General features: G+C 72.1%; 27 protein-coding genes and 1 pseudogene. 8 read left to right on the top strand and 20 right to left on the bottom strand.

Features of this window, described 5'->3' with window-relative positions:
* Nucleotides 1–25: 25 nt before the first annotated feature.
* The 4 genes and pseudogenes from groL to IH50_RS0114140 form a co-directional block, all read right to left on the bottom strand.
* Nucleotides 26–1,654, bottom strand: a complete 1,629-nt coding sequence (gene groL, locus IH50_RS0114155) for a chaperonin GroEL (RefSeq protein ID WP_030861071.1) — start codon at nucleotides 1,652–1,654, stop codon at nucleotides 26–28.
* A 148-nt stretch (nucleotides 1,655–1,802) separates the two neighbouring features.
* Entirely contained in the window at nucleotides 1,803–2,111 is a 309-nt protein-coding gene (groES, locus tag IH50_RS0114150; RefSeq protein WP_006130737.1) for a co-chaperone GroES, read from the bottom strand.
* 502 nt (nucleotides 2,112–2,613) lie between these two features.
* Nucleotides 2,614–3,327, bottom strand: a pseudogene (locus tag IH50_RS0114145) (polysaccharide deacetylase family protein); the annotation flags it as partial.
* Nucleotides 3,324–4,253: a polysaccharide deacetylase family protein gene (locus tag IH50_RS0114140; RefSeq protein WP_051767303.1), complete on the bottom strand. Its 930-nt coding sequence runs from the start codon at nucleotides 4,251–4,253 to the stop codon at nucleotides 3,324–3,326. The pseudogene IH50_RS0114145 and the gene IH50_RS0114140, both read right to left, overlap by 4 nt.
* A 90-nt stretch (nucleotides 4,254–4,343) precedes the next feature.
* Between IH50_RS0114140 and IH50_RS0114135 the strand changes: the two genes are divergently transcribed.
* Complete coding sequence (locus IH50_RS0114135) at nucleotides 4,344–5,531, top strand: THUMP-like domain-containing protein (protein WP_030861067.1); 1,188 nt, start codon at nucleotides 4,344–4,346, stop codon at nucleotides 5,529–5,531.
* 80 nt (nucleotides 5,532–5,611) lie between these two features.
* On the opposite strand, the gene IH50_RS0114130 is transcribed toward IH50_RS0114135, so the two are convergent.
* The 6 genes from IH50_RS0114130 to tsaB all read right to left on the bottom strand — a co-directional run bounded on the left by IH50_RS0114130 (nucleotide 5,612) and on the right by tsaB (nucleotide 10,718).
* Nucleotides 5,612–6,721 carry an LCP family protein gene (locus tag IH50_RS0114130; RefSeq protein ID WP_078913962.1) on the bottom strand — a complete coding sequence of 370 codons (1,110 nt, stop codon included), beginning with the start codon at nucleotides 6,719–6,721 and terminating at the stop codon, nucleotides 5,612–5,614.
* A 99-nt stretch (nucleotides 6,722–6,820) separates the two neighbouring features.
* A complete protein-coding gene (locus IH50_RS0114125) occupies nucleotides 6,821–7,873 on the bottom strand; it encodes a LacI family DNA-binding transcriptional regulator (RefSeq protein ID WP_030861063.1) in 1,053 nt (350 codons plus the stop codon).
* A 275-nt stretch (nucleotides 7,874–8,148) separates the two neighbouring features.
* Nucleotides 8,149–8,412 (bottom strand): hypothetical protein, encoded by a 264-nt coding sequence (locus IH50_RS0114120; protein WP_030861062.1) that lies wholly within the window; start codon nucleotides 8,410–8,412, stop codon nucleotides 8,149–8,151.
* The gene (gene tsaD, locus IH50_RS0114115) at nucleotides 8,409–9,494 is read right to left on the bottom strand and encodes a tRNA (adenosine(37)-N6)-threonylcarbamoyltransferase complex transferase subunit TsaD (protein WP_030861060.1); all 1,086 of its coding nucleotides are present in this window, start codon (nucleotides 9,492–9,494) and stop codon (nucleotides 8,409–8,411) included. Before tsaD ends, IH50_RS0114120 begins: the two co-directional genes overlap by 4 nt.
* Nucleotides 9,487–10,068: a ribosomal protein S18-alanine N-acetyltransferase gene (gene rimI / locus IH50_RS0114110; protein WP_030861059.1), complete on the bottom strand. Its 582-nt coding sequence runs from the start codon at nucleotides 10,066–10,068 to the stop codon at nucleotides 9,487–9,489. Before rimI ends, tsaD begins: the two co-directional genes overlap by 8 nt.
* Nucleotides 10,065–10,718: a tRNA (adenosine(37)-N6)-threonylcarbamoyltransferase complex dimerization subunit type 1 TsaB gene (tsaB, locus tag IH50_RS0114105; protein ID WP_030861057.1), complete on the bottom strand. Its 654-nt coding sequence runs from the start codon at nucleotides 10,716–10,718 to the stop codon at nucleotides 10,065–10,067. Before tsaB ends, rimI begins: the two co-directional genes overlap by 4 nt.
* 119 nt (nucleotides 10,719–10,837) lie before the next feature.
* Between tsaB and IH50_RS0114100 the strand changes: the two genes are divergently transcribed.
* Both IH50_RS0114100 and IH50_RS0114095 read left to right on the top strand, forming a co-directional pair.
* On the top strand, nucleotides 10,838–11,386 hold the full coding sequence (locus tag IH50_RS0114100) for a hypothetical protein (protein ID WP_030861055.1): 549 nt from the start codon (nucleotides 10,838–10,840) through the stop codon (nucleotides 11,384–11,386).
* 164 nt (nucleotides 11,387–11,550) lie between these two features.
* The gene (locus IH50_RS0114095) at nucleotides 11,551–11,739 is read left to right on the top strand and encodes a hypothetical protein (RefSeq protein WP_030861053.1); all 189 of its coding nucleotides are present in this window, start codon (nucleotides 11,551–11,553) and stop codon (nucleotides 11,737–11,739) included.
* A 116-nt stretch (nucleotides 11,740–11,855) separates the two neighbouring features.
* Here the strand turns inward: IH50_RS0114095 and tsaE are convergent, their stop codons facing one another.
* The 4 genes from tsaE to IH50_RS0114075 form a co-directional block, all read right to left on the bottom strand.
* Complete coding sequence (gene tsaE, locus IH50_RS0114090) at nucleotides 11,856–12,392, bottom strand: tRNA (adenosine(37)-N6)-threonylcarbamoyltransferase complex ATPase subunit type 1 TsaE (RefSeq protein WP_030861051.1); 537 nt, start codon at nucleotides 12,390–12,392, stop codon at nucleotides 11,856–11,858.
* Nucleotides 12,361–13,593 (bottom strand): alpha/beta fold hydrolase, encoded by a 1,233-nt coding sequence (locus IH50_RS0114085; RefSeq protein ID WP_030861049.1) that lies wholly within the window; start codon nucleotides 13,591–13,593, stop codon nucleotides 12,361–12,363. The genes tsaE and IH50_RS0114085 overlap by 32 nt, the downstream gene beginning before the upstream one ends.
* Entirely contained in the window at nucleotides 13,590–14,789 is a 1,200-nt protein-coding gene (gene alr, locus IH50_RS0114080) for an alanine racemase (protein ID WP_030861047.1), read from the bottom strand. Before alr ends, IH50_RS0114085 begins: the two co-directional genes overlap by 4 nt.
* 207 nt (nucleotides 14,790–14,996) lie before the next feature.
* Nucleotides 14,997–16,430: a bifunctional ADP-dependent NAD(P)H-hydrate dehydratase/NAD(P)H-hydrate epimerase gene (locus IH50_RS0114075; RefSeq protein WP_030861045.1), complete on the bottom strand. Its 1,434-nt coding sequence runs from the start codon at nucleotides 16,428–16,430 to the stop codon at nucleotides 14,997–14,999.
* A gap of 148 nt (nucleotides 16,431–16,578) precedes the next feature.
* On the opposite strand from IH50_RS0114075, the gene IH50_RS0114070 reads away from it, so the two are divergent.
* Nucleotides 16,579–17,769 (top strand): hypothetical protein, encoded by a 1,191-nt coding sequence (locus tag IH50_RS0114070; RefSeq protein ID WP_030861043.1) that lies wholly within the window; start codon nucleotides 16,579–16,581, stop codon nucleotides 17,767–17,769.
* 87 nt (nucleotides 17,770–17,856) lie between these two features.
* Here IH50_RS0114070 and IH50_RS0114065 read toward each other — a convergent pair whose 3' ends face one another.
* The 3 genes from IH50_RS0114065 to IH50_RS0114055 form a co-directional block, all read right to left on the bottom strand.
* Nucleotides 17,857–18,693: an RNA polymerase sigma factor SigF gene (locus IH50_RS0114065; protein WP_030861040.1), complete on the bottom strand. Its 837-nt coding sequence runs from the start codon at nucleotides 18,691–18,693 to the stop codon at nucleotides 17,857–17,859.
* Nucleotides 18,694–18,789: 96 nt separating this feature from the next.
* Nucleotides 18,790–18,930, bottom strand: a complete 141-nt coding sequence (locus tag IH50_RS42020; protein ID WP_199822081.1) for a hypothetical protein — start codon at nucleotides 18,928–18,930, stop codon at nucleotides 18,790–18,792.
* 5 nt (nucleotides 18,931–18,935) lie between these two features.
* Nucleotides 18,936–19,307: a holo-ACP synthase gene (locus IH50_RS0114055; RefSeq protein WP_030861039.1), complete on the bottom strand. Its 372-nt coding sequence runs from the start codon at nucleotides 19,305–19,307 to the stop codon at nucleotides 18,936–18,938.
* Nucleotides 19,308–19,679: 372 nt separating this feature from the next.
* Here IH50_RS0114055 and IH50_RS0114050 point away from each other — a divergent pair, with 372 nt between their 5' ends.
* A complete protein-coding gene (locus tag IH50_RS0114050) occupies nucleotides 19,680–20,183 on the top strand; it encodes a hypothetical protein (protein ID WP_234328157.1) in 504 nt (167 codons plus the stop codon).
* 80 nt (nucleotides 20,184–20,263) lie between these two features.
* Here the strand turns inward: IH50_RS0114050 and IH50_RS0114045 are convergent, their stop codons facing one another.
* Together IH50_RS0114045 and IH50_RS0114040 are read right to left on the bottom strand one after the other, a co-directional pair.
* Nucleotides 20,264–20,461, bottom strand: coding sequence for a hypothetical protein (locus IH50_RS0114045; RefSeq protein WP_037872402.1), 198 nt, complete (start codon nucleotides 20,459–20,461; stop codon nucleotides 20,264–20,266).
* Nucleotides 20,462–20,893: 432 nt separating this feature from the next.
* A complete protein-coding gene (locus tag IH50_RS0114040; RefSeq protein WP_030861032.1) occupies nucleotides 20,894–21,310 on the bottom strand; it encodes an ATP-binding protein in 417 nt (138 codons plus the stop codon).
* A gap of 204 nt (nucleotides 21,311–21,514) precedes the next feature.
* On the opposite strand from IH50_RS0114040, the gene IH50_RS0114035 reads away from it, so the two are divergent.
* The 3 genes from IH50_RS0114035 to IH50_RS0114030 are packed head-to-tail and all read left to right on the top strand — an operon-like array spanning nucleotide 21,515 to nucleotide 22,772.
* Nucleotides 21,515–22,354 carry a helix-turn-helix domain-containing protein gene (locus IH50_RS0114035; RefSeq protein ID WP_030861031.1) on the top strand — a complete coding sequence of 280 codons (840 nt, stop codon included), beginning with the start codon at nucleotides 21,515–21,517 and terminating at the stop codon, nucleotides 22,352–22,354.
* Nucleotides 22,355–22,362: 8 nt separating this feature from the next.
* Nucleotides 22,363–22,557 carry a DUF397 domain-containing protein gene (locus IH50_RS39690; RefSeq protein ID WP_078913967.1) on the top strand — a complete coding sequence of 65 codons (195 nt, stop codon included), beginning with the start codon at nucleotides 22,363–22,365 and terminating at the stop codon, nucleotides 22,555–22,557.
* Nucleotides 22,554–22,772 carry a DUF397 domain-containing protein gene (locus IH50_RS0114030; protein WP_030861029.1) on the top strand — a complete coding sequence of 73 codons (219 nt, stop codon included), beginning with the start codon at nucleotides 22,554–22,556 and terminating at the stop codon, nucleotides 22,770–22,772. Before IH50_RS39690 ends, IH50_RS0114030 begins: the two co-directional genes overlap by 4 nt.
* On the opposite strand, the gene glmS is transcribed toward IH50_RS0114030, so the two are convergent.
* Complete coding sequence (glmS, locus tag IH50_RS0114025) at nucleotides 22,733–24,580, bottom strand: glutamine--fructose-6-phosphate transaminase (isomerizing) (RefSeq protein WP_030861027.1); 1,848 nt, start codon at nucleotides 24,578–24,580, stop codon at nucleotides 22,733–22,735. The genes IH50_RS0114030 and glmS overlap by 40 nt on opposite strands.
* Nucleotides 24,581–24,649 lie beyond the last annotated feature (69 nt).

The following is a 24,649-nucleotide window of genomic DNA, read 5'->3' as shown; positions in this document are numbered from 1 at the left end:
CTCAGGTTCTGGCGACCTTACGTCGTCAGTGGGCGTGGCCGTGGCCGTGGCCACCGGCGGCGGCCGGCTCTTCCTCTTCCTTCTTCTCGACGACCAGGGTCTCGGTCGTCAGGAGCAGGGAGGCGATGGAGGCGGCGTTCTCCAGGGCGGAGCGGGTCACCTTGACCGGGTCGATGACGCCGGCCTTGACCAGGTCGCCGTACTCGCCGGTGGCGGCGTTGTAGCCGCTGCCCTTCTCGAGCTCGGCGACCTTGGAGACGATGACGTAGCCCTCGAGGCCGGCGTTCTCGGCGATCCAGCGCAGCGGCTCGACGGCGGCCTTGCGGACGACCGCGACACCGGTGGCCTCGTCGCCGGTCTTGTCGAGGTTGCCCTCGAGGACCTTGACGGCGTGGACCAGCGCGGAGCCACCACCGGAGACGATGCCCTCCTCGACCGCGGCGCGGGTCGCGGAGATGGCGTCCTCCAGACGGTGCTTCTTCTCCTTCAGCTCCACCTCGGTGGCGGCGCCGACCTTGATGACGCACACGCCGCCGGCGAGCTTCGCGAGGCGCTCCTGGAGCTTCTCGCGGTCCCAGTCGGAGTCGGTGGTCTCGATCTCGGCCTTGATCTGGCCGACGCGGCCGGTCACGTCCTCCTTGTTGCCGCCGCCGTCGACGATCGTGGTGTCGTCCTTGGTGACGGTGACGCGGCGGGCGGAGCCCAGCACGTCCAGGCCGACCTGGTCGAGCTTGAGGCCGACCTCCTCGGAGACGACCGTGGCGCCGGTGAGGACGGCCATGTCCTGCAGCATCGCCTTGCGGCGGTCACCGAAGCCGGGGGCCTTGACGGCGACCGCGTTGAAGGTGCCGCGGATCTTGTTGACGACCAGGGTCGACAGGGCCTCGCCCTCGACGTCCTCGGCGATGATCAGCAGCGGCTTGGAGGCGTTGGCCTGGATGACCTTCTCCAGCAGCGGCAGCAGCTCCGCGATGGAGGAGATCTTGCCCTGGGTGATCAGGATGTACGGGTCGTCGAGGACGGCCTCCATACGCTCCTGGTCCGTGACGAAGTACGGCGACAGGTAGCCCTTGTCGAAGGCCATGCCCTCGGTGAAGTCCAGCTCCAGACCGAAGGTGTTGGACTCCTCGACGGTGATGACACCGTCCTTGCCGACCTTGTCCATCGCCTCGGCGATGAGCTCGCCGACCTGCTGGTCCTGGGCGGACAGCGCGGCGACGGCGGCGATGTCGGACTTCTCGTCGATCGGGCGGGCCGAGGCGAGCAGGTCCTCGGAGACCGCGGCGACGGCCGCGTCGATGCCCTTCTTCAGCAGCGCCGGGGAGGCACCCGCGGCGACGTTCTTCAGGCCCTCGCGGACCAGCGCCTGGGCCAGCACGGTGGCGGTGGTCGTACCGTCACCCGCGATGTCGTTGGTCTTGGTCGCCACCTCCTTCACCAGCTGCGCGCCGAGGTTCTCGTACGGGTCCTCGATCTCGACCTCGCGGGCGATCGTGACACCGTCGTTGGTGATGGTGGGGGCGCCGAACTTCTTGTCGATGACGACGTTGCGGCCCTTGGGACCGATCGTCACCTTCACCGTGTCGGCAAGCTTGTTGACGCCGCGCTCGAGGGCGCGACGGGCGTCCTCGTCGAACTTCAGGATCTTCGCCATGGCAGCGGGAGCCCTCTCGGAATTCTGGGTGAAATCACTGCGCCCCGGGCGCCCGGTCCTTGTCGGATGCTGGGGCCAGGGGCGCAGTGGTTCGAGCAAAAGTGCTTGCTACGAGGTCGGGTCGTCCGGGGTGACCCCCGGATCTCCCTTACTTCTCGACGATCGCGAGGACGTCGCGGGCCGAGAGGACGAGGTACTCCTCGCCGTTGTACTTGACCTCGGTGCCGCCGTACTTGCTGTACAGAACGACGTCGCCGACCTTCACGTCGAGCTCGACGCGCTTGCCGTCCTCGAAGCGGCCCGGACCGATGGCCAGGACGACGCCCTCCTGGGGCTTCTCCTTGGCAGTGTCCGGAATGACCAGGCCCGAAGCCGTGGTCTGCTCGGCGTCGAGCGGCTGGACCACGATGCGGTCCTCGAGCGGCTTGATGGCAACCTTGGAGCTGGCGGTCGTCACGATCCGACCTCCCCCTTCGGAGATCTCACGGGGTTAACTGTCTGAGGTGGCGACCAGGTGGATCCGTCGTCGCGGGTGCCGGACCTGCCCGTCGCGTGTTTGGCACTCTCCAGGGGGGAGTGCCAGACCTGAGACTATGACTGCGATTAGCACTCGGTCAAGCGGAGTGCCAATTGCCTGCGGCGCGTCGTGGGGTGGGTGCGTTGTTCACACCGGGGTGTGGAGCTTGCCCGTGTTGTGGTGACCGTCCCCTGGGGGCTGCGCCCCCAGGCCCCCCTTCGGCCCTGAACGGGCCTCGTCCTCAAACTCCCCCAGAGGGGGTACCCCCGGACGGGCTGAGAGGTGAGCGGTGCTCGCCGGGAACCGTCGGTGGGCTGAGAGGTGAGCGGTGCTCGTCAGGGGCCGTCGATGGGCTGAGAGGTGAACCGTGCTCGTCAGGGGCCGTCGATGGGCTGAGAGGTGAACCGTGCTCGTCAGGGGCCGTCGGCGGGGTGATGCGGCCGACGTAGTCCTCCAGCTTGCCCACCTTCAGGTCCCGTTCCTCCAGCTCCCCCAGCAGCCGTGTCGTCCGTTCCGTCAGTGACAGCGGCGGGGCCTCGCCCGACGGTACGGCGATGATGTCGCCGGGGGCCGGGTGGTGGGGGCCGTCGGTGTAGGTCAGGTGGCCGTCGGGTTCCAGGGTGGCCCGCCACAGGACCACCGTCTCGATGCCGCAGTCGGCGGCGGCCCGCAGGGTGATGGTGTCGTACATGCCGTAGGGCGGGCGGAAGAGGCGGGGGCGGACGCCGAAGCGGGACGTGAGTTTGCGCTGCTGGCCGCAGATCTCGGCGCGCTGGCCGGCGTACGGCAGGCCGCGCAGGGCGGGATGGTCGAGGGTGTGGTTCTGCAGGCTCGCGCCGACCGAGCGCAGGCGGGCGAAGTGCGCGTATCCGGGGCCGGCCACCGTGTCCGTGAGGAACAGGCTGACGGGGAGCCGGCGCTCGCGCACCAGGTCGATGAAGCGGGGGTCGCGTTCGGCGCCGTCGTCGTAGGTGAGGAAGACGACCCTGTCGCGGGTGGGGACGCGGTCGACGACGGGCGGGAGGGCGCCGTTCTCCGGCGCAGGACCGGCTCCGGGGGAGCGGCCGCCCGTACCGTCCCCCGCCCCCTCCCCCGTACCGCATCCGGCGACCACGGCCAGCAGGGCGACGGCGCCCGCCAGGACACGGACCCTCACAGGTAGTCCTCCAGGCGGGCCACCGCGTACCCCTCCGCCGTGACCTTGTCCAGGAAGCGGCGGATCATGTCCGGCATCGTGCCCTTCCAGTCCTCGCGGCCCCGGAAGTGGGTGAGGACGATGTCGCCGGGGTGCAGGTCGCGGTCCCACTCGCGGTACTCCCAGTGGTCGACGAAGACCTCCTCGTTCCAGAGGGGGACGTGGGTGATCCCGCAGGACTTCGCGGCGCGCAGGGTGGCCTTGTCGTAGTTGCCGTAGGGCGGGCGGAAGAGGGCGGGGCGCTCGCCGTAGCGCTCCTCGATGACCTCCTGCATGCCGCAGATCTCGCGCTTCTGGCGGGCGTAGGACAGGGCCGGCAGGTAGGGGTGGTGGAGGGTGTGGTTGTTCAGGGCGACGCCCCGGCCCTGCATCTCCCTGAAGTAGCCGTAGTCCTCCTTGACGAGGTAGTCGCTGAGGAAGGCGCTGTACGGGATCTTCAGCTCGCTCATCATCCGCAGGAACGCGGGGTCCTTCTCGGCGCCGTCGTCGATGGTGAGGAAGAGGATCTTCTCGTCGGTGGGGACGGTGGTGAAGACCGGGGGGAGTTCCAGGCGGCGGTGGCCGTCGACCTCGAAGCCGTCGCGGGTGGTGATCCTGGGCTTCTTCGCCGGGGGCGGCGGGGCGGTCAGGGGCACCTTCCTCAGTCCCCAGCGTTTCGCGGCGGCGACCCGCGCGGCATGCGCCGCGCGCAACCGGGTGGCGTAGGCGTCGAGCGCACGGGCCGGGGGTGCCTTCAGGGGCTGCTGGCCGCCCGCCGGTTCGACCCGGGCACCACCGTCGCCGTCCGGTCCGCAGCCGGAGGCGATGGAGGCGAGAGCGAGTACCGCGAGGCCGATCCGTACACCACCGAACGGCCACCTTTTATCGTTTTGTCCTACTGCTCGCATGGTGCCGGATCCTCGCAGCCGTCCGGTCCGGACCCGGCCCGACACTGCGGCCGGAGGCGCACGGTCCACCGACTGGCCCACAATGACCCGGTGAACGACCTCGCTCCCCTCCTCACTCCCGAAGGCCGCGCCCTCCTCGACGAGGTGCGCGACACCGACCCGGCGCACGAACTCGCCGTCGCCACCCGCCTGCGCCGCGAGCACCCCGCCGGCCTGGTGTCGGCCGCGCTCGGCCAGGCGCGGCTGCGGCAGCGCGCGGTGGCCAAGTTCGGGGCGGAGGACGCGCGGCGGATGTTCTTCACGCCCAACGGGGTGGAGCAGTCGACGCGGGCGAGTGTGGCGACGTACCGGGCCGAGTGCCTCCAGGCGCTCGGGGTGCGGTCCGTCGCCGACCTGTGCTGCGGCATCGGCGGCGACGCGATCGCGTTCGCCCGCGCCGGGATCCGGGTCCTTGCCGTCGACCGTGACCCGCTGACCTGCGAGGCGGCCCGCGCCAACGCCGACGCGCTCGGTCTCGCCGGACTGATCGAGGTGCGCGAGGCCGATGTGACGGAGGTGGACACGGCCGGGTACGACGCCGTGTTCGTCGACCCCGCCCGGCGTTCCTCCAAGCGCGGCCGGATCTTCGACCCGGAGGCCTACTCCCCTCCCCTGTCCTGGGCCGTCTCCGCCGCGCTCGGGGCACCGCGCGGCCTGCTGAAGATCGCGCCCGGCATTCCGCACGAGGCGATCCCCGCGGAGGCGACGGCCGAGTGGATCTCGGACGGCGGGGACGTCAAGGAGGCCGTGCTGTGGTTCGGCCCGGACGAGACGCCGGGGGCGCGGCGGGCGACACTGCTGCCCGCCGTCGACAGCATTTACGTGACACCCGGGACCATGCTCCCGGACCCCGAGGTCCGGCCGGTCGGGCGGTACCTGTACGAGCCGGACGGCGCCGTCATCCGCGCCCACCTGGTCGCCGAGGTGGCCGAGGAGGTGGACGGCGGCCTGATCGACCCGACCATCGCCTACGTCACCGCCGACGAGGCGCACCACACCTCGTACGCCACCGCGTACGAGATCACCGACCGGCTCCCGTTCAACGTCAAGAAGCTGAAGGCGCTGCTGCGCGAGCGCGAGGTCGGCGTCCTGACCGTCAAGAAGCGCGGCTCGGCGGTGGAGCCGGAGGAACTGCGCCGCAAGGTCCTGCCCAAGCCGCACGGCCCCGCGTCCGTCACGGTCTTCCTGACCCGCGTCGCCGGCGCCCCGACGATGCTGCTGGGCCACCCGGTGCGCTGAGACACCGGGCCCGGCCGGTACGAATCCGTGACGCGTACCGCACCAAGTCCTCCTGCCGGTCAGCCGAACGGGTGATCACCTCATCTCAGCGACGCCCACAGCTCCCCCGCCTCCGGCTCGTCCGCGATCACGCGGTTGCGGTCCCAGGGGGCCGGGACGACCGGCATGGTGAGGGTGGTGACCTGGTCGGACGGGAGGTCCCGCAGGCTCTGGGCGAGGCGGGTGAGTTCGCCGAGCGAGTCCAGGCCGGTGTCGGTGGTGAGGCTGTCGGTGACGGTGTCGGCGAGCCGGTACAGCCGGGTGGGGCTGGTCAGCAGGTCCTCGGCCGCGATCTGCTCCAGCAGCGCCTTCACCAGCTGGTGCTGGAGCCCTATGCGGCCGAGGTCGCTGCCGTCGCCGATGTCGTACCGGGTACGGGCCAGGGCGAGGGCGTCCGTGCCGTCCAGGTGGTGGGTGCCGGCGTCCAGGGTGAGGTGGCTGCGGTCGTCGTCGATGTCCTCCTCGGTGGTGACGGTGACCCCGCCGAGCGCGTCGACCAGACGGGCGAAGCCGGAGAAGTCGATCTCGATGTAGTGATCCATGCGGACGTCCGTGAGCGACTCGACGGTCTTCACGGCGCACACCGGACCGCCCACCTCGTACGCGGTGTTGAACATGACCCCGGAGGCCGGACGGGTCGACTCCCCGTCCTCCAGGGGGCAGGAGGGCCGGTCGACGAGGGTGTCGCGGGGGATGCTGACCACCGTCGCGGCGGTCCGTCCGGCGTCGAGGTGGACGACCATGGCGGTGTCGGAGCGGGCGCCGCCGCTGTCGCCGCCGCCGAGCGCCCGGTTCTCCTCACCGCTGCGCGAGTCGGAGCCGAGCACGAGGATGTTCAGGGATCCGGTCGGCAGGGGCGCGGCCGTGGCGGACGCGTCCGGGGACGGCGCGGTCACGGCCTTGACGGGGCGGTCGTCGCCCAGGGCGTTGTTGATGTCGACGCTGTCGATGTTGTCGTTGAGCTGCCAGTACGCCCAGCCGGCCGCTCCGGCGCCCAGGACCAGCAGGCCGGCCAGCGTCAGCCCCGTGATCCTCAGCGCTCTCGCCCGCCGGCCCGTCCGTATGCCCGAACCCCCGCCCCCGCTCCCGGCCTCGTCCCCGTCGTCCCCGGTCCCGCCGCTCTTCTCATGTCCCCTCACAGGCAGGAACATAAGTCCGAATTATGACGAGCGGCGACTCCCGGAGAGTTTTCTTGTGAAATTCTCAGACTTCCCGTATGCCGTCCGGCGCTCCGAAACTTTCGGACCGGCTCACGCCCCCGCCGGCGCCGCCGTACTGCTCCGCACCACCAGGCTCGTCGCCAGCTCCACCCGGGTCGCCGCCGCCGAGTCCTCGTCCCTGCCCAGATCGAGGACCAGCTTGGCCGCCGCCTCGGCCATCTCCGTCAGCGGCTGCCGTACGGTCGTCAGCGGCGGCCCCACCCAGCGGGCCACCGGCAGATCGTCGAACCCGACCACGCTCAGGTCCTCCGGGATCCGCAGCCCCAGCTCGCGCGCGGCCTCGTACAGCCCGAGGGCCTGGAGGTCGTTGCCGGCGAAGACCGCGGTGGGCCGGTCCTCGCGGCGCAGCAGGGCGAGCCCCTGCCGGTAGCCGGCCTCGTGGTGGAAGTCCCCGGTCATGATCAGCCCCGGGTCGACCGGCAGCCCGGCGGTCTCCAGGGCGGCCCGGTAACCGTCGATACGGGCCCGGCTGCACATCATCCGCGTGGGCCCGCTGATCGCGCCGATCCGGGTGTGGCCCAGGTCCACCAGGTGCCGGGTCGCGGCGAGCCCGCCCTGCCAGTTGGTCGCGCCGATGGAGGGCACGTCGGTGCCCGGGTCGCCGGCCGGGTCCATCACCACGAACGGGATGGAGCGGCTGGTCAGCAGGGCCCGCCCGGACTCGTCGAGGCCGGACAGCACGAGGATCACGCCGTGCGGGCGGCGCGCGGCGACCTGGTCGGCCCAGGTGCGTCCGGGCGTGAGCCGGCCCGCGCTCTCGGAGAGGACGACGCTCAGGCCCTCGTCCCGGGCCACGTTCTCCACGCCCCGGATGACCTCCATCGCCCAGGCGCTCTCCAGTTCGTGGAAGACCAGGTCGATCAGGGGCGAGCGGGTGGCCTCGGCGCGGCGGCGCCGGTAGCCGTGGGCGCGCAGCAGCCCCTCGACCCGGCTGCGGGTGGCGGGGGCGACGTCGGCACGACCGTTGAGGACTTTCGAAACAGTCGGGGCGGAGACCCCGGCCTCGCGGGCGATCTCCGCGAGGGTCGCCGTCCGGGCTCTGCGCCCTTGCGTCCGGGTTTCAGCGGGCTGCGGGGAAGTCATGGCCGCGATCGTAACCCTGCGGGCCCTTTCGACGAACCCCTCCGGGAATCATGGATTCCCGGAACATTCGATATTCAATCCGAAACATTCGGCGAGAATCGTCCGTATGCGGGCCGCCCGTCCACCCGGCAGGAGCTCCATGACCACCGCGCCTGGAGAGACCCCGCCCCGCCCGTCATCGCATCGGCCATGACCCTAGCCCGGCGACCACGACGCGGAGCGCCACGATGTCGTTCCGGCCGAGCCGGACGGGGACCGGGCGTGAAGACGCCGGGTCAGACCCCGCCGAGCGACTCGAACCTCCACCGGTGCACCGGACGGGCGGTCAGGTCGCCGTCCGGCTCCGGGAGTTCGGGGAGGTCCGCGTCGTACGGGGCGTCCCACCAGGTGATGACCAGGACGCGGTCCTGCGGGGCGCGGAAGGTCTCGCGGCGCAGGGGGCGGCCGGGGAGTTCGCGGGCCCGCTCCTGCGTCCACGCGAGCAGCTCCGCGGCCCGGCCGGGAACCGCCCGCGCCTCCCACATCAGGGCGACGGTCACGAGTACAGGTTCTCCTTGCTGACCTCGTGGACGTGGTCGTGTCCGGGCACGTGCGGCTCCGTCACCGGAAGGGAGGAGTCCGCCGACAGGTCCCAGCCGGAGGCGGGGCGGTTCCGGGCGACCATCTCCGCGCCCAGCGCCGCCACCATCGCGCCGTTGTCCGTGCACAGCTTGGGGCGCGGCACGCGCAGCCGGATGCCGGCCGCCTCGCAGCGCTCCTCGGCCAGGGCCCGCAGCCGGGAGTTGGCGGCCACGCCGCCGCCGATCATCAGGTGGTCGACGCCCTCGTCCTTGCAGGCCCGTACGGCCTTGCGGGTGAGGACGTCGACGACCGCCTCCTGGAAGGACGCCGACACGTCACGCACCGGCACCTCCTCCCCCGCCGCCCGCTTGGCCTCGATCCAGCGGGCCACCGCCGTCTTCAGCCCCGAGAAGGAGAAGTCGTACGCGGGGTCGCGCGGGCCGGTCAGTCCGCGCGGGAACGCGATCGCGTCCGGGTCGCCCTCGCGGGCGTAGCGGTCGATGACCGGGCCGCCGGGGAAGCCCAGGTCCAGCACGCGGGCGATCTTGTCGAAGGCCTCGCCGGCCGCGTCGTCGATGGTCGCGCCGAGGGGGCGGACGTCGGAGGTGATGTCCGTGGAGAGCAGGAGGGAGGAGTGGCCGCCGGAGACCAGCAGCGCCATCGTCGGCTCGGGCAGGGCGCCGTGCTCCAGCTGGTCGACGCAGATGTGCGAGGCGAGGTGGTTGACGCCGTAGAGGGGCTTGCCGAGGGCGTAGGCGTACGCCTTGGCCGCCGACACGCCGACCAGCAGCGCGCCGGCGAGTCCGGGACCGGCGGTGACGGCGATGCCGTCGAGGTCGCGGGCGCCGACGCCCGCCTCCTTCAGCGCGCGCTCGATGGTGGGGACCATCGCCTCCAGGTGGGCGCGGCTCGCCACCTCGGGGACGACGCCGCCGAAGCGGGCGTGCTCGTCGACGCTGGAGGCGACGGCGTCCGCCAGCAGGGTGGTCCCGCGCACGATGCCGACACCGGTCTCGTCGCAGGAGGTCTCGATCCCCAGGACCAGGGGTTCGTCAGTCATTGGCTTCGGTTCCTTGTACGCCGGTCCCGTCGACGGGACCCGCCGGGTTCACGGAGGTGGAGGGGTCGGTCAGTCGCATCACCAGGGCGTCCACGTTCCCCGGCTGGTAGTAGCCGCGCCTCACGCCGATGGTCTCGAAGCCGAAGCGCTCGTAGAGCTTCTGGGCGCGCACGTTGTCGACCCGGCACTCCAGCAGCACCTCGGCGCACTCGAAGGCGGTCGCCGCCCGCAGCAGCTCGGTCAGCAGCCGCGAGCCGAGGCCGGTGCCCCAGTGGTCCCGGGTGACGGCGATGGTCTGCACGTCGGCCGCCTGGACGCTGGCGCCGTCACCGGCCTCGCCGCCCTCGGCCTCCGCGCCGGAGACGGTGAGGCCCGCGTAGCCGACGATCCGGCCGTCCTCCTCGGCGACGACGTAGCGCCGGGTCGCCCCGGGCCCGCGCGCGTGGGCCAGCTCGGACCAGAACATCCCGCGCGACCAGGCGTCCTCGGGGAACAGGTCCCGCTCCAGCTCCAGTACGGGGTCGATGTCCCACCAGCGCATCTCGCGCAGCACGGCAGTCTCGGATCCGGTCACTTGGGGGTGACCACCTTGTAGTTCTTGGGGACCTGGGCATCGGGCCGGCGCAGGTACAGCGGCCGGGGCGCGGGCAGTTCCTCGCCCGCCGCCAGCCGCTCGGCGGCCAGCCGGGCCAGGGCGGCGGCGGACACGTGCTCGGGCTCGTGCGCCCTGGGGAAGGTGTCCGGGTAGAGCAGCGCGCCGGCGCCGACGGCCGGGAGCCCGGCCACCTCGTCCGCGATGTCGGCGGGCCGGTCCACGGCGGGACCGGTGAGACGGGTGCGGGAGTCGGCGTAGCGCGCCCAGTAGACCTCCTTGCGGCGGGCGTCGGTCGCCACGACGAAGGGGCCCTCCAGGTCGGCCGCGTAGGCGAGGCCGTCCAGCGTGCACACACCGTGCACGGGCACGCCGAGCGCGAGCCCGAAGGTGTCCGCGGTCATCAGGCCGACGCGCAGCCCGGTGTACGGGCCGGGGCCGGTGCCGACGACGATCCCGGTGACGGCGTCCAGCCGGGAACCCGCCTCGGCGAGCATCCGGTCGATCGCCGGGAGCAGCAGCTCGCCGTGGCGGCGGGCGTCCACCTGGCTCGACGAGGCGATGACGTCGTGACCGTCGTGCAGCGCGACGGTGACGGCGGGGGTGGCGGTATCCAGAGCGAGCAAGAGCACGCAAACAGCCTACGGCTCCCGGGCCCCGGCCACGGCCGCACGGGCCGGACGGTCACGTGCTGCTACGGTCACGACGACGTACGTGGATAACGGGACAGAGCAGGACAGAGGTGACGACGGTGGCAGGCACCAGCTCGGCGATCGTGGCGGGGCTGACCGCGGCGGCCCTCGCGACGATCGGCTACCTCGGCCACCAGGCGGCGGTGACCGCCCCGGCCGGGCCGCACCGTCCGGCGCCCGGCACCGCGGCGGCCGTCCAGAAGGCCCTCCGGGGCAACGGCCATCCCGCCGCCCTGCCCGCACGGTCGGGGACGGGCGAACGGGTCGTGTACGCGCTGGGCAGGGACCGGGTGTGGCTGGTCGAGGAGAGCGGCAGGGTGCGGCGCACCTACGGGGTCAGCCCCAGCACGGTGGACCCGGAACCGGGCACCTACCGGGTCACGTCCCGGTCCGCGGCGGTCACCGGATCGGACGGCGTTCCGGTCGAGCACGTGGTGCGGTTCGCCTCCGTCGAGGGCACGGCGATCGGGTTCAGCGCGGCGGTCGACGGCTCGGCGCCACGGCTCGACCCGGAGCAGCGGACGGGCGGCATCCGGGAGACGCGCGCGGACGGCGAGGCGATGTGGGGGTTCGCGACGATCGGGCGGAAGGTCGTCGTCGTGCGGTGAGTCCCGGTGTGCGCGTTCCGGCCGGATCGCGTGAACGGGGGCCGCACATTCCGACAAGACGTCGGCAAGATGTTGCGTTCGGCGTCCCGGGCGTGGTCACATGGTATCCAGTCCGTGGTTAGGTCTGCCTAACCACGCCCGCCCCCGTCCTTCAGGAGGCGTCCATGCCGGCCCACCAGAGCGCCCGCCGGACCACGGCGCAGTCGCGGCCCCAGCCGGTCTCCGGCCTCTCCGGAATCCCGATGCGCGACCTGCTGGCGTCCTGCGCCGCGGCCGCCGCGGTCTCCACCCCGCCCAGCGCCCCGGAACCCCGGCCCTGCGAACCGGCCGAAGGGCACCGCGAGGCGGCGTAGGCCGGTCGGGCCGCGTGGCCCTGTCAGTCGACGAGGCGGTCGAACCGACAGCCTGGTCAGACCGGCAGCACGTCCGAGCCGACGGGGCAGTCGGGCCGCGTGGCCCGGTAGGACGGTCAGGCCGACAGTACGGTCAGGTCGGTCGCCGTCCAGCGTTCGCCCAGGCCGGTCACGGTCACCTCGCGCACCTCGTCCGTGGTGTCGCCGACCGCCCGGTGGATGACGACCTGGAGACGGTCCTCGGTCAGCTCCTCGACCTTGCCCTCGCCCCACTCCACGACGATCACCGACTCCGGCAGCGAGACGTCGAGATCGAGGTCCTCCATCTCGTCCAGACCGCCCGACAGCCGGTACGCGTCGACGTGGACCAGCGGCGGACCGTCCCCCAGCGACGGGTGCACCCGGGCGATCACGAACGTCGGCGAGGTGACCGCGCCCCGCACGCCGAGCCCCTCACCGAGGCCCCGGGTCAGGGTCGTCTTGCCCGCGCCCAGCTCACCCGAGAGCAGCACCAGATCGCCGGCGCGCAGCAACTTGGCGAGCCTGCGGCCCAGTTCGCGCATCTGCTCGGGGGAGGTGACGGTCAGCCCGACGTCGACGGAGTTCGCGGTCGGCGCCGGCTCAGCCGGGTTGTGCGGTGCTGCTGCTTCCATAGCGTCCAACGGTAGCCCCTGCGGGCACCGCGCCCGCGCGGACGAGCAGGTCGGCGAGGCGGTCGGTGACCGCCTCCGGGTGCTCCAGCATCACCAGGTGCCCCGCGTCCGGGACCAGCACCAGTTCCGCGTCGGGCAGCAGACCTGCGATCTCCTCGCTGTGCTCGCTCGGCGTGACCAGGTCGTCCACCCCGGCCAGCACCAGCACCGGCAGGCCGGCGAAGTGGGCGAGGGCCTCGGTCTTGTCGTGGTCGCTGAACGCCGGGTAGTACTCGGCGACCACGTCGATCGGCGTGCCCTCGATCATCCGCTCGGCGAACCGGGCGACCGCCGGGTCCACGTCCCGCGACGCGAACGAGTACCGCTTGATGACCCCCGCGAACAGATCCGCGGTGGCCCGGCGCCCCCGCTCCACCAGCTCGGCCCGCTGCCCCAGCGCCTTCAGCACCCCCGGCAGCACCCGCCGCACCGCGTTGACGCCGGCCACCGGCAGCCCGAAGTTGACCTCCCCGAGCCGCCCCGACGACGTACCGACCAGGGCGACGCCCACGACCCGCTCCCGGATCAGCTCCGGGTACTGGTCGGCGAGGGCCATCACCGTCATCCCGCCCATGGAGTGGCCGACCAGCACCAGCGGCCCCTCGGGCGCCGCCGCGTCGATGACGGCCTTCAGGTCCCGCCCCAGCTGCTCGATGGTGACCGGCTCGCCCCGCTCCGCCTGCGCCGCACCCCGCGCCGAACGGCCGTGGCTGCGCTGGTCCCAGTGCACGGTCCGTACGACGCCCCGCAGCGCGGCCCGCTGGAAGTGCCAGGAGTCCTGGTTGAGGCAGTAACCGTGGCTGAAGACCACGGTGACCGGGGCGGGCGCCTTGCGGCCGAACAGCCGGCGCCGCCGCTCGGGGGTCGGGGCGGGGTCGGGGTCGTCGGCCTCGTAGTACAGCTCGGTGCCGTCGTCGGCGTACGCCTTGCCGGGGGTGCCGCGCAGCGCGCCGTACGGTCCCGCGGAGTCGAGGGCGAGCCGGGCCTTCCTGCGCATGCCCCGGCCGACCGTCATCCGCTCTATCGCGACGCCCGCGGCGGCCCCGGTGGCGAGCACGCCTATCGCGACACCCGCGACACCGGTGGCCCGGCGCCAGCCCCCGCCGGACGCGCCGGCTGCCGAGGCCGCGGAGACCGCGGCCTCGGCGATGCCCTCGCTCACGTACCGCTCCCCTCGTCCGCGTCGTTCCCGTCATGGACGTAGACGCGCGGGACGCGGGTTCCGATGCGGGTGACGATCTCGTACGCGATGGTCCCGGCCGCCTGCGCCCAGTCCTCGGCGGTGGGCTCGCCGCGGTCGCCGGGCCCGAAGAGGACTGCCTCGGCGCCCGGCCCCGGCTCGTCCCCGCCCAGGTCGACGACGAACTGGTCCATCGCGACCCGCCCGGCGACCGTGCGCCACTTGCCCTCGACCAGCACCGGCCCGGTGGAGGAGGCGTGGCGGGGGATGCCGTCCGCGTAGCCGAGCGGGACGAGGCCGAGGGTGGTGGCGCCCGGGGTGAGGTAGTGGTGGCCGTAGCTGACGCCGTGGCCGCCGGGGACGTGCTTCACCAGGGCCATCGAGGCGGACAGGGTCATCGCCGGGCGCAGTCCCAGGTCGGCGGGGGTGCCGATCCGGGGGCCGGGCGAGACGCCGTACATCGCGATGCCGGGGCGCACGAGGTCGAAGTGGCTCTCGGGGAGGGTGAGGGTGGCGGGCGAGTTGGCGATGTGCCGCACCTCGGGGTCGACGCCCTGCCCCTCCGCGTACGCGACCATCTCCCGGAACCGGGTGAGCTGGGCGGCGATGGAGGGGTGGCCCGGCTCGTCGGCGCAGGCGAAGTGCGACCACAGGCCGGTGACGCGGACCAGCCCCTCGGCCTCGGCGCGCAGCGCGGCGGCGACCAGTTCCGCCCAGTCGTCGCCGGGCTGGCAGCCGCCCCGCCCGAGCCCGGTGTCGGCCTTGAGCTGCACCCGCGCGGGCCGCCCGGCGAGACGGGCCGCCCGGGTGACCTCGTCCAGCGCCCACATGCCGCTCAGGGACACGTCGAGGCCGGCCTCGATCGCCTCCCGCCAGGGCCCGCCGGGCGTCCACAGCCAGCACATGATCCGTACGCCGTCCGGCACCCCGGCACCGGGCGCGCGCAGCGCGAGCGCTTCCTGCGGGGTGGCGGTGCCCAGCCAGGTCGCCCCGGCCTCGACGGCGGCCCGGGCGCAGGGGGCCGCGCCGTGCCCGTACCCGTCGGCCTTGACCACGGCCATGAAGGCGGCGCCGGGTGCCCGCTCGCGCAGGGCCCGCACATTGGCCCGCACGGCGGCGAGGTCGATCTCGGCACGGGCCCGCAGCTCCGCACCACCCGGGGCAACTGTCTCGTTCATCCCGCCCAGTCTCTCAGAGCCCTCCACCCCGCAAGCCGCGGGCAATCGTGCCGCAGGGCGATGGGGGTACCTCCCATGCCTTTCGGGCAATGGGGGAGGGTGGGCGCGACGGCACCCCGTAAGCGCCGGGCTGCGCACCCTACCCCCGCCCCACCCCTACGCCGAGCAGCCGGTCAACCCCGCCCCACCCCTACGCCGAGCAGCCGCTCACCCCCGCACCACACTCCGCCAAGCCCCCGCGATCCCCTCCGCCACATCGTGCGCCCCCATCGGCGCCCCGTCCGCCGCGAACCGCCCCGCGAGCCCGTGCAGATACGCCCCCGCACTCGCCGCGTCCACCGCCGACAGCCCCGCCGCCAGCAGCGACCCCGCCAGCCCCGACAGCACGTCCCCGCTCCCCGCCGTGGCCAGCCACGACGTCCCCGTCGGGTTCACCCGCACCACGCCCCCTCCCGAGGACGCGATCAGGGTCGTGGACCCCTTCAGCAGCACCGTCGCCCCGTACCGCCCCGCCAGCTCCCGCACCGCCGCCAGCCGGCCCCCCTCGACCTCCTCCCGCTCGACCCCGAGCAGCGCCGCCGCCTCCCCCGCGTGCGGGGTCATCAGCGTCGGCGCCCGCCGCCCCCGTACCGCCGACGCCTCGGCCAGCCGCAGCCCGTCCGCGTCGATCAGTACCGGCACGTCCGCCGCCAGCACCTCCGCGACCGTCGCCGCGTCGTCCCCGGCGCCCGGCCCGACCACCCACGCCTGCACCCGCCCCGCACGCCGCGGCCCGCCGTCCGACACCAGCGTCTCGGGGAAGCGGGCGATCACGGCCTGCCCGGCGGGGCCGACGTACCGTACGGCCCCCGCACCGCCCCGCAGCGCCCCCGCCACCGCGAGCACCGCCGCCCCCGGATACCGGGAGGACCCGGCGGCGATCCCGACGACGCCCCGCCGGTACTTGTCGCTCTCGGCGGCCGGCACCGGCAGCAGCCGGGCCACGTCCGCGTGCTGCAACGCCTCCAGTTCCGGCTCCTTCGGGAGCGACAGCCCGATGTCGACCAGCCGCACCGACCCCGCGTACTCCCGCGCCGGATCGATCAGCAGCCCCGGTTTGTGCGTCCCGAAGGTGACCGTGAGGTCGGCGCGGACCGCCGCTCCCCGCACCTCCCCGGTGTCGGCGTCGACCCCGCTCGGCAGGTCGACGGCGACCACGGCCGCCCGCGCCCGCCCGGCCGCCTCGGCGAGCGGCACCGCCTCCGGGCGCAGCCCGCCCTTCCCCCCGATCCCGACGATGCCGTCGACGACGAGATCGGCCCGCTCGATCAGCGCCTCGGCGCCGTCCGTGCCCGTGGTCCGCCCGCCCGCCCGGCGCAGCGCCGCGAGCCCTCCGCCGTGGGCGCGCTCCGGCGCGAGCAGCACCGCGTTCACGCCCGCGCCGCGCCGGGCGAGCCGGGCGCCGGCGTACAGGGCGTCGCCGCCGTTGTCCCCGCTGCCGACGAGCAGGACGACCCTGCTGCCGTACACCCGCCCCAGCACATCCGCGCAGGCGGCGGCGAGCCCGGCGGCGGCGCGCTGCATCAGCGCCCCCTCCGGCAGCCGTGCCATCAGTTCCCGCTCCGCCGTCCTGACCGTCTCCACGTTGTACGCAGTACGCATGCGTCCGAGTCTCCCGCAGACGGCCCGTCAACTCCCGTAAGCGGGAGGCGGACCGCTTGACTCCTTGCCATGCCCTTGCCAAACTCTCGGCCCCCCACCGGATGAATCGATTCAGTCGAATCGGTTCGACGAGAGAAGCAGAGGACCCATGGGACGCAGAGCCGCACTCCTCACCGCAGCCGGCGCCACCGCACTCCTCACCACGGCCGGCGTCATGACGGCCCCCGCCACGGCCGCCCCCACGACCACCGCCGTGACCGCCGCGGCCCCGGCCCCCGCCCGCGCCGCGGCCTGCGGCGACGGCTCCTACCAGGCCGAGGCCGTACTCAGCGGCAGCACCTGGACCGCCCGGCGCGGCGGCAGCACCGTCTACACCGGCGGCGACATGCGCGCGGCCGTACAGGCGGCGATCAACAGCCTGTCCTCCGGCCGCACCAGCAAGGAACGGGTGGTGGTCCGCGGCTCGGGCTCCGTCTCCGCCGGTTCCCGCATCTCCCTGCCGAGCTACACCACCCTGGACGTCTGCGGCACCATCGACGTCACCGGCAGCGGCTCCGGCGACCAGGCCCCGGTCTACTCACGCGGCACCCGCGACATCGAGGTGCAGCACCTCGACGTCACCGGCGCCCCGCTGTACGGGATCTTCCTGCGCAACGTGCAGAACGTCGTCCTCGGCCAGATCGACATGCGCCTGACCCGCGGCCTCGGCGTCCGCATCGACAACCGCGGCGACACCAGCCAGTGGACGCGCAACGTGCGCATCGACAACGTGTACGTCTCCGGCGCGTCCAGCCACGCCGTGGAGACGTACGGCGTCGACGGACTCACCGTCGGCACGGTGACCGCCCGCAACGTCGGCGAGTCGGGCCTGCTGCTGAACCAGACCATCAACGCCACCGTCTCCAAGGTGGACGCGGAGAACGCCGGCACCGGCACCGGGTACGCGGCCTTCCGCATGGCCAACCGCAACGGCCGGATCGGCAGCTCCTACTCCACCAACATCCGCGTCGGCGAGGTCGTCGCACGCGGCGGCGGACGGGGTGTGTTCTGCGTCTCGGAGAGCGGCGGCGCGACGATCGACAGGATCACGCTCTCGAACACGGGCAACAACGCGATCCTCATCGAAAATTGTTACAACGTGAACCTCGCCGCCCAGAGCGGCACGGTCACCGGCGGCGGCGAGATCCGCCTGGCGGCGCGCTCGGAGTTCGCGAACAACCGGGACATCACCGTCCAGAACCTCACGGTGACGAACTCGTCGATCCGCGAGAGCCCCTGCGGCGAGAACACGACGTTCCGCAACAACCGGCTGGTGAACAGCAGCCAGTCGATCTGCTGACGCCCTGCCGGCGTCTTGCCGACACAAGGAGACGGGGTGCGGCATGGTGTGCCGCACCCCGTCCCCGTACGTCTGGGCCGCCCGGCCTCAGCTCGTGGTGAGCATCCCCGCCCGCAGCCGCTTCAGCGTGCGCGACAGCAGCCGCGAGACATGCATCTGGGAGCAGCCGAGCCGCTCGCCGATCTCCGCCTGCGTCAGCTCCTCCACGAACCGCCAGTGCACGATCTTGCGCTCGCGCTCGTCGAGCTCGGCGATCATCGGGGCCAGCGCGTGGAAGTCCTCGACCAGTTCCAGCGCGGCGTCCTCGGTGCCGATGAAGTCCGCGAGCACGCTCTCGCCGTCCGGCTCACTGCCGATGGCGGCGTCCAGGGAGGCGGAGTTGTAGCCGTTGGAGGCGATCCGGGCCTCGTTGACCTCTTCCTCGGTCAGGCTCATCAGCTGCGCGAGCTCGGCGGTCGTGGGCGTACGGCCCAGCCGGCTGCGCAGTTCCTCGGTGGCGCGGGCGAGCTGCACCCGGGCCTCCTGGAGGCGGCGCGGCACGTGCACGGACCACGAGGTGTCACGGAAGAACCGCTTGATCTCGCCGACGATGTAGGGGATCGCGAAGGAGGTGAACTCCACCTCGCGGGACAGCTCGAACCGGTCGATCGCCTTGATCAGCCCGATCATGCCGACCTGGACGATGTCCTCCATCTCCTCCGGACCCCGGCTGCGGAACCGGCCGGCCGCGAAGCGGACGAGGGACATGTTCATCTCGATGAGGGTGTTGCGCGCGTACTGGTACTCGTGCGTGCCCTCTTCCAGCTCCGTCAGCCGCCGGAAGAACTGCTTGGACAGCTCCCGGGCGTCCTTCGGCGCGACCTGACCGGGATCGGCGACCTCCGGCAGTTCGGTCACTGTCTGAGCTCGGTCGGTCCGCGCCATCGTCGACGTCACTGTTCGCCCTCCCTGTTCGTTCGGCCCGGCTCCAGGCACCGGCTCTCCGCGTCTACCCCGGTTCATCCGAAGCACGCACCCGGGTCAACGACGAAAATTACGGAGCAGCCGTACGAGGGCGAAGACGACGGTGAGCACGGCGGCGACGACGAGGAACACCTCGCCCCAGACCGGCAGGTCGACCCCGGCCCCGGGGAAGGCGAGGGGAAGGGCGGGTGCGGGCACCGCCCTCACCCCTCCGCGATCACGACCGCCGAGGCCACCCCGGCGTCATGGCTGAGCGACACGTGCCAGGACCGTACGCCCAGCTCGGCGGCGCGCGCCGCCACCGTCCCCGTCACCCGCAGCCGGGGCTGCCCGCTGTCCTCGCACCACACCTCGGCGTCGGTCCAGTACAGCCCCGCGGGCGCGCCGAGCGCCTTGGCGAGGGCCTCCTTGGCGGCGAACCGCGCGGCGAGCGAGGCGACACCGCGCCGCTCCCCGCTGGGCAGCAGCAGCTCGCTCTCCAGAAAGAGCCGCTGAGCCAGCCCCGGCGTCCGCTCCAGCGACGCCGCGAACCGCTCGATCTCGGCCACGTCGATCCCGACTCCGATGATGCTCATGCGGGCACCTTATTGCGGTGCGGCGAAGTGGACGGGGCGAGCGCCTGCTGCCACGCGGCCGTCGGGCCGCTCCCCCAGCCGTCGGGCGCCCTCGACGCGGACCACGGTCCGACTCCCGCGCCACCCCGGCGGTCCGGGCTTCACCGGGCCGGGACCGCCCGGAAGACCCCTACGACAGAACTCCGGGCCCTCCGCCCCCGAAATCTTCCACGACCTGCGGTCGCAACCGCTCCCGGGACCGTCCGATCACGTCCAGTAGCATTCGGCGCACACATAAATGGGGGAAACGTGTGTGACGAAGAGCCTGTTCCGAACAATATGCTCGCGTCCGGAATCACCGTGCTCTGCCTCAATCTGCTGATCCTGGGTGGAGTGAGCAGCTTCTTCATGTTCGCATGGGGGTTCGCCGGAAGGGCCGAGAACTGCGGTCCGCGTATCGGTGTGCCGTGTCCGTCGGGCACCGGCTACGCGCTGGCGGGGCCGTGGGTGGCGGTTTTCGGGGCGCTGGCACTGCTCGCCCACCTGTGGCGGGAGGGCGTCCGCGGACCCATGCCGGCCGCCGTGGTGCCCGTCGTGGCGGGTGCGGTCCTCGGGGCCCGCTTCCTGTGGTCCGCCGTGTTCATCGCCGACACGTCCCAGAGCAGGGTGATCATGGCCGTCATAGGCCTGCTGAGCACCCTGTTGCCCGGCCTGCTGTACGGACGCTGGCTGTTCCGCAGGTGGGGCACCGCCTTGTTGCTGTGGTGCGTGCGGCTCGACCGCGGCGGCACGGTGGCGGCATCGGGGCCCTCGGAGGAGCGCGCGCGCAACGTCCTTCTCGCCCTGAGCCTGACGGGCGCGGCCCTCGGCTGCTGCGCGGGGGCCGCACTGGTCTGAGGCTCGCGTGAGGAAGCGCATGAGCTCCGCACGCCCGGGGCCGGCCGGCCCGCCCGTTCCTTTGACGGGGCCTCGCGACTTCACGAGTGTGTCGGGCCCTGCCGCAACGCGCTGAATCGCTGATCCACCAGATCAACGCACTCGTGCAGACTCGGCACCGGCAGACCGACACGGTCCCGGATCACAGCAACGGCCTGCACGTTCCGTCCGGCCGAAACGAGGCCGTCCACCTCCGACCGCACCTCGACCGGGAGCCGGTCCCACAGCGCGTTCTCCATACCCGCATTGAACCCCACGGACCGCACACGGGAACGTAATGGGCTCGACCGCCTGCACCACCTCGTGAGACACACCCTTTCTGAAAAGCGGGAGCATTTCGGCCTCCGGTGTACGCATGCCGCTCATCTGAGGGCGTGAGTGACATCCATCCACCAGATGCTCACCGTTTCCAGCAGGGTGGGTGTCATGAGCCTCGAGAGATCGCGACTCGCCGGATGGTGCGGTCACGCGCGATGGCGATGTCGAATCAGTCAGTGGTGTCGGGAGTCGGTCTCGCCGGTGTGACGGCGCACTGCGGCGGAAGCCCGGTCGGCGCCGTGGAGTTGCCGGTGGGGGCGGTAGCCTCTGCGCCGGCGAACCCGAAGCCGCCCCGGAGGCCCGCGGCCAAGACCCACCGCAACCGCGGGAACCGAAGTGCTCCGCGAATCCCGTCAGGCCGCACCCAGTTCGCACCACACGAACTTCCCCTTACTGCCGTCCCGGGACAGCGGCTGCCAGCCCCACAGGTCGGAACACGCCCGTACCAGCGCCAGTCCGCGCCCGTCCTCCAGCGCGAGGTCCGCGGATCGTTCGAAGGGCAGCGGCGCGTCGGGCGGCGCGGGGTCGGTGTCCCACGCCCCGACCCGCAGCACGCCGGCCGCCCAGCCCACCCGCAGGGCCGCGGGCCCCTCGGTGTGCCGTACGGCATTGGCGACCAGCTCCGCCGCGAGCAACTCGGCGACGTCGACCAGTCCGATCAGCCCGTGCATCGTGAGGATGAGACGAAGGGTGCGGCGGCTGACGGTGACCGCTCGGGGGTCGTTGGGGACGGAGAGGGAGTACTCCCAGGGCTCGTTTTCTTCGGGCATGCGTGAACTCCGTTCAGTGGGGGTGGAGTCGATTCACGGGCGGTGGCAGTGCCGCAGCCGTCGTGGCAGGACGGAACGGTGCGCTTCCGCTGCGCTCACCTGTCATCACTGACGGTAGACCTAATATTTCATCCGGATCAAGCCGATCGCGTAATCTGGCCCCGAACGAGTCGCGCCCACAAGCGCGTTGAAAAGGAGCGGCCAATGGTCCTGCGGCGCGAACCCACTGCACGCCAGATGCGCCTGGCAGTCGAACTGCGCAAGCTACGTGACGCAGCCGGCCTCAAGGCCCGCGAAGCGGCAGCGTTGCTCGGCGTGAGCTCCGTCCAGATCAGTCACATCGAGTCCGGCCTCACCGGAGTGAGCGAGGAGCGGCTACGTCGCCTCGCCTCCCACTACTCCTGTACGGACAAGGAGTTCATTGATGCCCTGGTCGGGATGGCCACCGATCGGACACAGGGCTGGTGGGAGGAGTACCGCGGACTGCTTCCCACGTCATTCCTGGATCTTTCGGAGCTGGACCACCACGCCGCATTCCAGCAGGACGTAGCGATCCTGTATGTACCCGGCCTGTTCCAGACGGAGGATTACTCCCGAGCGGTCTTCTCTTCCAGGCTGCCAGAACTCACTGACGAAGAACTGGAGTTGCGGGTCCGCCACCGCATGACACGCCAGCAAGAGGTCGCCTTCCCTCACGAAGTCGTGATTCATGAGGCCGCGCTGCGCATCAGGGTCGGCAACCGCGCTGCCGCCCGCACTCAACTCACCCGTCTCCTTGAGCTTTCCGAAGTGGACCGCATCACTTTGCGCGTCATCCCCTTCGACCTGGACGGTTTCGCCAGAGCCTCAAGCACGATGACGTACGTGGGCGGCCCCGTGCCCAAGCTGGACACCGTGGTGCGCGATGCACCCCACGGCTCCATCTTTCTCGACTCCGAGTCCCAGCTCACCACTTATCGAACGCGCTTCCGTAAGGTGGAAGCCGTGTCGCTCGAACCGGGCCGGTCGCGCGACTTCATCCACGAGCTGACGAAAGAGCTGTGAGGCACTCGATGGACAACTGGCGCAAGTCGTCCTACTCCGGCGAAGGCGACGGCAACAACTGCGTGGAAATCGCGACCCACCCCACCCACGCAGCCGTCCGCGACTCAAAAGCTCCAGCCGGGGCGACCCTCACCTTCCCCGCCGAAGCCTTCGCCACCTTCGTGGAAGCGCTGAAGGCTCACTCCCCTGGGAGGCCGGCATGACCGCACTCGGCCGCTGGAAGAAGTCGTCCTACTCGGGCCCGGGCGACGGCAACGAGTGCGTCGAGATCGCGCACACCGCCACTCACGTGGGCGTACGCGACTCGAAAGCCCCGGCCAGGGCGAACCTCACCTTCCCGGCCGGAGCCTTCGCCACCTTCCTCGCCGGCCTGAAGGGCTACTCCACCGTCACCGACTTCGCCAGGTTCCGAGGCTGATCCACCTCGTTGCCCCGCGCCGTCGCCAGTTCGCAGGCGAAGACCTGGAGCGGCACCGTCGTCACCAGGGGCTGGAGCAGGGTCGGGGTGGCCGGGACGCGGATCAGGTGGTCCGCGTACGGCGCGACCGCCTCGTCGCCCTCCTCCGCGATGACGATCGTCCGCGCACCCCGCGCCCGGATCTCCTGGATGTTGGAGACGATCTTGTCGTGGAGGACGGAGCGACCGCGCGGCGACGGCGCGACCACGACCACCGGCACGTCGTCCTCGATCAGCGCGATCGGCCCGTGCTTCAGCTCGCCCGCCGCGAAGCCCTCCGCGTGCATGTACGCGAGTTCCTTCAGCTTCAGCGCGCCCTCCAGGGCGACGGGGTAGCCCACGTGCCGGCCCAGGAACAGCACCGTGTCCTTCGCGGCCAGCGACCGCGCCAGCTCCCGTACCGGCTCCATCGTGCCCAGGACGCGCTCCACCGCGCCGGAGACCGACGACAGGTCCCGCACCACCGCGCGGATCTCGTCCGCCCACTTGGTGCCCCGCACCTGGCCCAGGTACAGCGCGACGAGGTAGCAGGCGACGAGCTGGGTCAGGAACGCCTTGGTCGAGGCGACCGCGACCTCCGGGCCGGCGTGCGTGTACAGCACGGCGTCCGACTCGCGCGGGATGGTCGAGCCGTTGGTGTTGCAGATCGCCAGCACGTGCGCGCCCTGCTCGCGGGCGTGGCGCAGGGCCATCAGGGTGTCCATGGTCTCGCCGGACTGGGAGATGGCGATGACGAGGGTCTGCTGGTCGAGGATCGGGTCGCGGTAGCGGAACTCGCTGGCCAGTTCCACCTCGCAGGGGAGCCGGGTCCAGTGCTCGATGGCGTACTTGGCGATCAGTCCGGCGTGGAAGGCCGTACCGCAGGCGACGATGACGACCTTGTCGGTCTCGCGCAGGACGTTGGCCGGGATGCGGACCTCGTCCAGGGTCAGCGAGCCCGCCCCGTCGATCCGCCCGAGCAGCGTGTCGGCGACCGCCTTCGGCTGCTCGGCGATCTCCTTGAGCATGAAGGAGGCGTAGCCGCCCTTCTCGGCGGCGGAGGCGTCCCAGTCGACGTGGTACGCGCGGACGTCGGCGGGGGCGCCGTCGAAGTCGGTGACCGTCACCGCGTCGCGGCGCAGCTCGACCACCTGGTCCTGGCCCAGCTCGACGGCCTCACGGGTATGGGCGATGAACGCGGCCACGTCGGAGGCGAGGAAGGCCTCGCCCTCCCCCACGCCCACCACCAGCGGGGAGTTGCGGCGCGCGCCGACCACCACGTCCGGCTCGTCCGCGTGGACGGCGACCAGGGTGAACGCGCCCTCCAGGCGGCGGCAGACCAGCCGCATCGCCTCCGCGAGGTCGGCGCAGGCGGAGAACTCCTCGGCGAGGAGGTGGGCGACGACCTCGGTGTCCGTCTCGGAGGCGAGGTCGTGGCCGCGCTCGGTCAGCTCGGCGCGCAGGGCGGCGAAGTTCTCGATGATGCCGTTGTGGACGACGGCGACCCGGCCCGCGTTGTCGAGGTGCGGGTGGGCGTTGGCGTCGGTCGGGCCGCCGTGGGTGGCCCAGCGGGTGTGCCCGATGCCGGTGGTGCCGGTCGGCAGCGGCCGTTCGGCCAGCTCCTTCTCCAGGTTGACGAGTTTCCCGGCCCGCTTGGCGGTGGCCAGACCCCCGTCCGCCAGGACGGCGACGCCCGCCGAGTCGTAGCCCCGGTACTCCAGTCGCTTCAGTCCGGCCGTCACGACGTTCAGCGCCGACTGCGGCCCCACGTATCCCACGATTCCGCACATGACCGGCAGCCTACGGTCCGTCAGCCGCCGGAAATGGCCTTTGCCTGCCCGAAATCGGAAATTCCCACC

The sequence above is a fragment of the Streptomyces sp. NRRL S-37 genome (assembly GCF_000721605.1).
Classification (GTDB): domain Bacteria; phylum Actinomycetota; class Actinomycetes; order Streptomycetales; family Streptomycetaceae; genus Streptomyces.
This window is presented reverse-complemented; position numbering and strand designations above follow the sequence as displayed.